Origin of the sequence: Saccharothrix sp. ST-888, assembly GCF_000955975.1 — a bacterium.
In the GTDB taxonomy this organism is placed as follows: Bacteria; Actinomycetota; Actinomycetes; order Streptomycetales; family Streptomycetaceae; genus Kitasatospora.
This window is the reverse complement of record NZ_JYJF01000049.1, coordinates 41947-48205: the sequence shown is the minus strand read 5'-3', so window position 1 is coordinate 48205 and position 6259 is coordinate 41947. Positions and strand designations below refer to the sequence as shown.

Here is a 6259-nt window from a genome sequence, read left to right as displayed (position 1 = left end):
ACGCCACCGGCAGCAACGCGCAGATCGCCAAGGCCTTCGGCACCCACGAGAGCCGCTACGTCGACCAGCAGGAGAACAAGACGTTCTTCGCCAACGACGCCGCCGCCTCGGTGCCGACCGCGCTGGCCAAGGTGGTCCAGGGCGTCACCGGCCTGAACAACAAGACCGTGCGCACCACCCGCCTGGCCAAGCCCAAGACGGCGACTCCCCGGGACACCCCGAGCGGTGTCGGTCCCGCGCAGTACAACGGTGCCTACAACCTCGACAAGATCAGCGCCGACGGCACCGGCACCACGGTCGCCCTCTGGGAGTTCGACGGCTACGACTCCAACAACCTGACCACCTACGACAGCCAGTTCGGCCTCTCCGGCCCGGCCGTCAGCACCGTCTCGGTGGACGGCGCCAACTACGACAGCTCGCCCGGCCAGGGCCAGGGCGAGGTCGAGCTGGACTCCGAGATCGTGCGCGGTGTCGCCCCCAAGGCCCAGCAGCTGGTCTACGAGGCCCCCAACAGCGACCAGGGCGAGCTGGACATGGCCGCCCAGATCGTGTCGGAGAACAAGGTCTCGGTCATCTCGATCTCGTGGGGATCCTGCGAGCCGGACACCACGGCTTCTTCGATGACCGCGGTGGACAACTCCTTCAAGCAGGCCGCCGCCCAGGGCATCAGCATCTTCTCCGCCTCCGGTGACGACGGCTCGCGCGACTGCACGCGCTCCACCAGCGGTTCCTCGGTCAAGGCGGTCGACTTCCCCGCCTCGGACCCGTACGTGACCGGCGTCGGTGGCACCAACCTGAAGGTGAACAGCGACAACAGCTACTCCTCGGAGAGCGCCTGGAGCACCGCCGGCGGCGGCGTCTCCACCCAGTTCGCGCAGCCGAGCTGGCAGACCGGCACCGGCGTCAGCGGCTCGATGCGCACCGTGCCGGACGTGTCCTCCAACGCCGACCCGGCCAGCGGCTTCGCCATCTACACCGGCGGCAGCTGGCAGGTCTACGGCGGCACCTCCGCCGCGGCCCCGCTCTGGGCCGGCTACGCCTCGCTGTTCAACCAGAAGGCCACCGCGGCCGGCCAGTCGGCGCTCGGCGAGGCCAACCCCAAGCTGTACTCGGTCGCCAACGGCGGCAACTACGGCTCGGCCTTCCACGACGTCACCTCCGGTGCCAACCAGGACTTCCCCGCCGGCACCGGCTACGACCAGGTCACCGGCTGGGGCTCCCCGACCGCCGACGGCCTGACCTCGGCCCTGCTCGGCGGCGGCCAGTAGCAGTCCCGGACATCACCCGAGGCCGGCTCTGACGGCCGTCAAGTCCGGTTGCCGGTACGGAGTCTGACTCCGTACCGGCAACCGGACTTTCAGGGTGTGGCCCACACTGTGCCGAGCCCGGGCCGACCGCGCGGAGGAGGTGCGTCCGCGCAGGTGTGGACCGGTGGGCGGGCCGCTCCGCCTCCGGCGCACACTCGGGCGCTAAGGTCCGTACGGAGACCGGAGGCTGAGGAGAGGCTCGCATGACCGAGGTATCGACGCAGGGTGCCGGACCGCTGGGGCGCCGTGCGCTGATCGGCGGGCTGGCGGCGGTGGTCCCGCTGCTGCTGGCGGGCTGCTCCTCGCACGGCGGCAAGGGCGGTAGGGCGGCTGCCCCGGAGGCCGGCGCCTCCCGGGCCGAGACGGCCGCACCGAGTGCACCGACCGGGACAGCCGCTCCGACCGGCGGTGGTGCCGGGGACGTGTTCGTGATGATCATCAGGCACGGGGAGAAGCCCGACGGCAGCCATCCCGGGATCGACGAGAACGGCCACCAGGACAGCCACTCGCTGACCGAACGCGGCTGGGCCCGCGCCAAGGCCCTGCCGCAGCTCTTCGAGCCGCCGCAGGGACAGCCGCTCAAGCCGGGCCTGGCCCGCCCGGCCAAGATCTTCGCTGCGACCGACCAGGGCCCGCTGGCCGGCGCCCACCGTATGCGGCAGACCGTCACCCCGCTGGCCGGCCGGCTCGGCCTGCCGATCGACACGACCTACGCCGAGTCGCAGGAAGCTGCCCTGGCGACGGCCGTCCTGGCCGTCTCCGCACCCGTCCTGATCTGCTGGGAGCACTCCCGGATCCCCGACATCGTCAAGTCCCTCGGCGCCGACCGGTCCGGCGCACCGGCCAGCTGGCCGGACCGCTTCGACCTGGTCTGGGCCTTCACCCGCACCGCCGGGAACTGGACGTTCCGCGAGATCCCCCAGCACCTCCTCGACGGCGACGCCTGACGACCGCCCCGGCGCGGGGCCCGGAAAAGGTGGAGCGCCGGCCCGGTGAGGCGCGGACCGCTCAACTCCCCGCCCCCCGTTGGGCATCGTGCGCCAGCAGCGCGACATAGAGCGAGGTGAACTGCTCCAGGTCGGCCAACTCCGTGCCGAGCAGCACCTCGATGGTCCGCAACCGCCGGTACAGCGCCGGACGGCTGATGTGGTGCTCCTGGGCGGCCAGCGACTTGTTGCAGCCGGTGCGGAGGTAGCTGCGCAGCACGTCCAGCAGCTCGGGCCGGCCGAGCAGTGGTCCCAACTCCCGCTCGATGAAAGCCTGCAGCTCCGGTTCGTCCCGCAGCAGGCGCACCAGTCCGCGCAGCCGTACGTCGCGCAGCCGGGCGACCGGGCCGGTCGGCGGAGCGGCCAGCGCCGCGTCCGCGACGTGCACGGCCTCCAGGAAGGAGCGGCGGACCTCGTCCAGTACGGGACAGCTGAACCCGGCGCCCGCCGTCGCCTCCACGCCCAGCGCGCCGAGCCGTTCATGCACCCGCTCGGCGAAGCGGGACACCTCGGAGTCGACGTCCCGCCCGCACGGGATGCTCAGCAGGACGGCCGTCGCATCCGGGCCGATCCGCGCCGCCAGCCCGGCCGGGCCCTCCGGGGTGGTCCGGCGGCCGCCGGTGCGCGGCCGTCCGCCGGCCTCCGGGCGGTCGTTCGCGAGGGCCCGCTCGACCGACTCCCGTACCGCTCCCGACTCGCCGGCCCGGCGCGGCCGGAACACCACCGGGACGAACCGGCGCCGATCGACCGGGAGCCCGGCCGCCCGGACGCGCGGCAGCAGTTGCTCGGGACGGGCGGTCCCCGAGGCCAGCTCGGTCAGCAGGGCCTCGGCGGCCTGGTCCTCCCAGCAGTGCGCCCGGCCGTCGGCGGCACCGGGACGGTCGGTGAGCAGCCGGTGCACGGCCAGTGCCTCCGCCGCCCGCTGCGCCAGCAGCCGTCCGGCATCGGCCGGGCCGGGGTGGCCGAACAGCGCCAGCTGCCCCCACTGCCGGCCGCGCGCCTCCAGTCGGGCGACCACCCAGCCGTCCGGCCCGACCGTCACCGGTCCGTCGCCGTCGTTGTCACCGTCGCCGTCACTGTCGGGGGGACCGTGGGTCTCCCAGCCGGCCCGGGCCTGCCGGGGGCCGTCGTCGGCACGGGCCCCCGTACGGCCGGGTGCGAGCAGTCCGGCGACCTGGCGCGAGATGCGTTCCCAGTCGCGCAACAGGTCGTCCAGCGCACCCCGTTCACCCGCCGTCGCCAGGACCCGGTGCGCCAGGTTGGCCACCACCACGGGGCCGCCGCTGTAGCCGGCGATCTCGTCGAGCAGCCGTTGCAGCGGAACACCCGACAGGTTGAGCGCGGTCAGCGAACTGCGCATCCGCTCCGACAGGTCCAGCGCCGCGAACCGGCCGTGCACCAGGCGGGCATGGACCTCCTCGGTCAGCCGGGCGAACGGCGCGGGCCGGTGCAGCACGATCAGCGGCACCCCGCAGCGCTCGGCGGTCCGTCGCATCGCCTCGGGAGTCGTCCGGAACGCCCGTCCGAGCCCCAGCACCACCGCCGCCGCGTCGGCCCGCCGCATCGACTCGACGTACTCCACCTGCGCCCGCTCGTCACCGGCCAGCAGCAGCCCGGTGGTCAGCACCATCTCGCCCCCGGTCAGCATCACCGCCACATCCGGCGCCTCCGCCACGTGCAGCCAGCGCACCGGCCGCTCCAGCCGCTCGGGGCAGGCCACCACCTCGGCGTCCCACTGCGCCACCAGTTCCAGCCGCAGCACGTCCCGTACGGTCAGCCGCGCCGTCGCCGGGGGCACCTCCGGGTCCACAGGGTCTCCCGCTCGCAAGATCTCCCCTTTCGGTGGAGCGGGAGTCTAGAGCGTATTGCGCGCGGAAGTGAGAGGGCGGGGACGGGCATTCCGCTCCGGTGTGTGCCGCCGGCCCGGCCCCGGTCCGGAGCGGCGGGATCAGCTGGACGCCACGGCGGCGGCTCGTCGGAGATCGCGTTCGGCGAGGAAGGCGATGCCGACCGCCGCGTAGTAGACGATCGACTTCAGGCTGAAGATGGCCCCGATGAGCAGCAGGAATCCGGAGCTGTCGGACGCCATGGCGCCGATCGCGGCGGCGGTCAGGACCAGTGCGAGGGTGAGTTCCACCCGGACCGAGGTGAGGACCCGCCATCCCGACGCCCCGGCCTTGAACTTGCTGGTGCGGCGCCAGGCCGTGTTCTTGGTCGGGCCGTTGGCCATCGATGCGACGTTCCGCGTCGACGACGCCGGGGATGTTCCCGCGCCTCTCATGGTGGCGGTGCGGGCCGGTCTGCGCCAGCCCTCCGTCGCAGGCAGGCCGGGGAATTGGCGACGGTCGAGAGAGGGGGGACCTGCGACTTGCCGCGCTCCGTTCGCGAGCGTCTCGCCACCGGCGGCCAGGAGCCGGCGAATCGCCGCCGCTGTGCGGACGTGATCCACGCAACTCGGACGGACCATGGCCCGCGCCTCCGGCGGTGCGGACCGCACGGGGAGTCCCGGAGCGCCGAACGAGCTCTCGCAGGCAGGGGAGGCAGGAAGGTTGCCACAGGGTGCCCGGCGGCTGGTGCGTACTCAGTGCCCGCGGCCCGAGCCGTCAGCACGTCCGAGGCTCACGGGGTTGGTGCGGCGGCGTGTCCGGGCCTGTGCGGAGGCGCACATTGCCCGGCCGGTGCCGGGGATGACAGAGTGCGGACCATGGTCACGTCCTCCGCGCCCGAGCAGCAGCAGGTCCTCGCTCCCGACGCCGTCTTCGACTGGCTCGACGAGGCGGCCGAGCTCCGTGCCCGAGCCGGGCTGACCCGTACCCTGCGCAGCCGTCCAGCAGAGGATCCGGTACTGGACCTGGCCAGCAACGACTACCTCGGCCTGGTCCACCACCCCGCCGTCACCCGGGCCGCCGCCGACGCCGCGCTGCGCTGGGGCGGCGGCTCCACCGGCTCCCGCCTGGTCACGGGCACCACCGCGCTGCACGGCGAACTGGAGCAGGAACTGGCCGAGTTCTGCGGCTTCGAGGCGGCGCTGGTCTTCTCCTCCGGGTACGCGGCCAACCTCGCGGCCCTCACCGCGCTCACCGACCCGGACACGCTGATCGTCTCCGACGCGTACAACCACGCCTCGCTGATCGACGGCTGCCGGCTCTCCCGCAGCGACGTCCACCGCGCCCCGCACAGCGACCCGGCGGCCGTCGCCGAGGTGCTCGCCGGCCGTTCCCACCGGCGGGCGCTGGTGGTCAGCGACTCCGTCTTCTCGGTGGACGGCAACGCGGCCCCGCTCGCCGGGCTCTCCGCCGCCGCGCGTGCGCACGGCGCCGCGCTGGTGATCGACGACGCGCACGGGCTGGGCGTACTCGGTCCCGGCGGCAGCGGTGCGGCGGCCGCCGTGGGGCTCGCCGGGCAGCCGGACGTGGTCGCCACGGCCACGCTCTCCAAATCGCTCGGCTCCCAGGGCGGTGCGGTGCTGGGGCCCCGGCGGGTCATCCGGCACCTCACCGAGACCGCCCGCACCTTCATCTTCGACACCGGCCTCGCCCCTGCCGCCGTCGGCGCCGCCCTCGGGGCGCTACGCCTGCTGCGCGCCGAGCCGCAGCGCGCCGACCGCGCCCGCGAGGTCGCCCGCACCCTGGCGGACCGGCTCACCGCTGCCGGACTGCAGGCGAGTGTGCCGGACGCCGCAGTCGTCTCGGTCCGCGCCCCGGGGCCGGAGGCCGCCGTCCAGTGGGCCGCCGACTGCCGGACCGCCGGGCTCGCGGTCGGCTGCTTCCGTCCCCCGTCCGTCCCGGACGGCATCTCCCGCCTCCGCCTGACCGCCCGTGGCGACCTGACGGACGCTCAGATCGCCCACGCGGTGAGCATCGTCAGCGCGACCGCGCCCGTACTCCGGTAGGGCCCGCAGGGTGGTGCGGACCGTACGGAGAAGAGTGGTGTCTGCACTATCGATCGTCTGACGACGGGTCGGCA

Annotated in this window: 5 protein-coding genes; 3 read left to right on the top strand and 2 right to left on the bottom strand. The window is 73.9% G+C overall.

What is annotated here, in order from left to right; genetic code table 11:
• On the top strand, positions 1-1268 hold a 1268-nt coding region (locus UK12_RS17380; RefSeq protein WP_045303907.1), incomplete at its 5' end, for a S53 family peptidase.
• Between the two features lie 242 nt (positions 1269-1510).
• A complete protein-coding gene (locus UK12_RS39785) occupies positions 1511-2254 on the top strand; it encodes a hypothetical protein (protein WP_052681950.1) in 744 nt (247 codons plus the stop codon).
• Between the two features lie 61 nt (positions 2255-2315).
• Here UK12_RS39785 and UK12_RS17370 read toward each other — a convergent pair whose 3' ends face one another.
• Both UK12_RS17370 and UK12_RS17365 read right to left on the bottom strand, forming a co-directional pair.
• Positions 2316-4091, bottom strand: a complete 1776-nt coding sequence (locus tag UK12_RS17370; RefSeq protein WP_156178778.1) for a PucR family transcriptional regulator — start codon at positions 4089-4091, stop codon at positions 2316-2318.
• Between the two features lie 150 nt (positions 4092-4241).
• Complete coding sequence (locus UK12_RS17365; RefSeq protein ID WP_045303905.1) at positions 4242-4523, bottom strand: hypothetical protein; 282 nt, start codon at positions 4521-4523, stop codon at positions 4242-4244.
• A 474-nt stretch (positions 4524-4997) separates the two neighbouring features.
• On the opposite strand from UK12_RS17365, the gene UK12_RS17360 reads away from it, so the two are divergent.
• Positions 4998-6185: an 8-amino-7-oxononanoate synthase gene (locus UK12_RS17360; protein ID WP_045303918.1), complete on the top strand. Its 1188-nt coding sequence runs from the start codon at positions 4998-5000 to the stop codon at positions 6183-6185.
• Positions 6186-6259 lie beyond the last annotated feature (74 nt).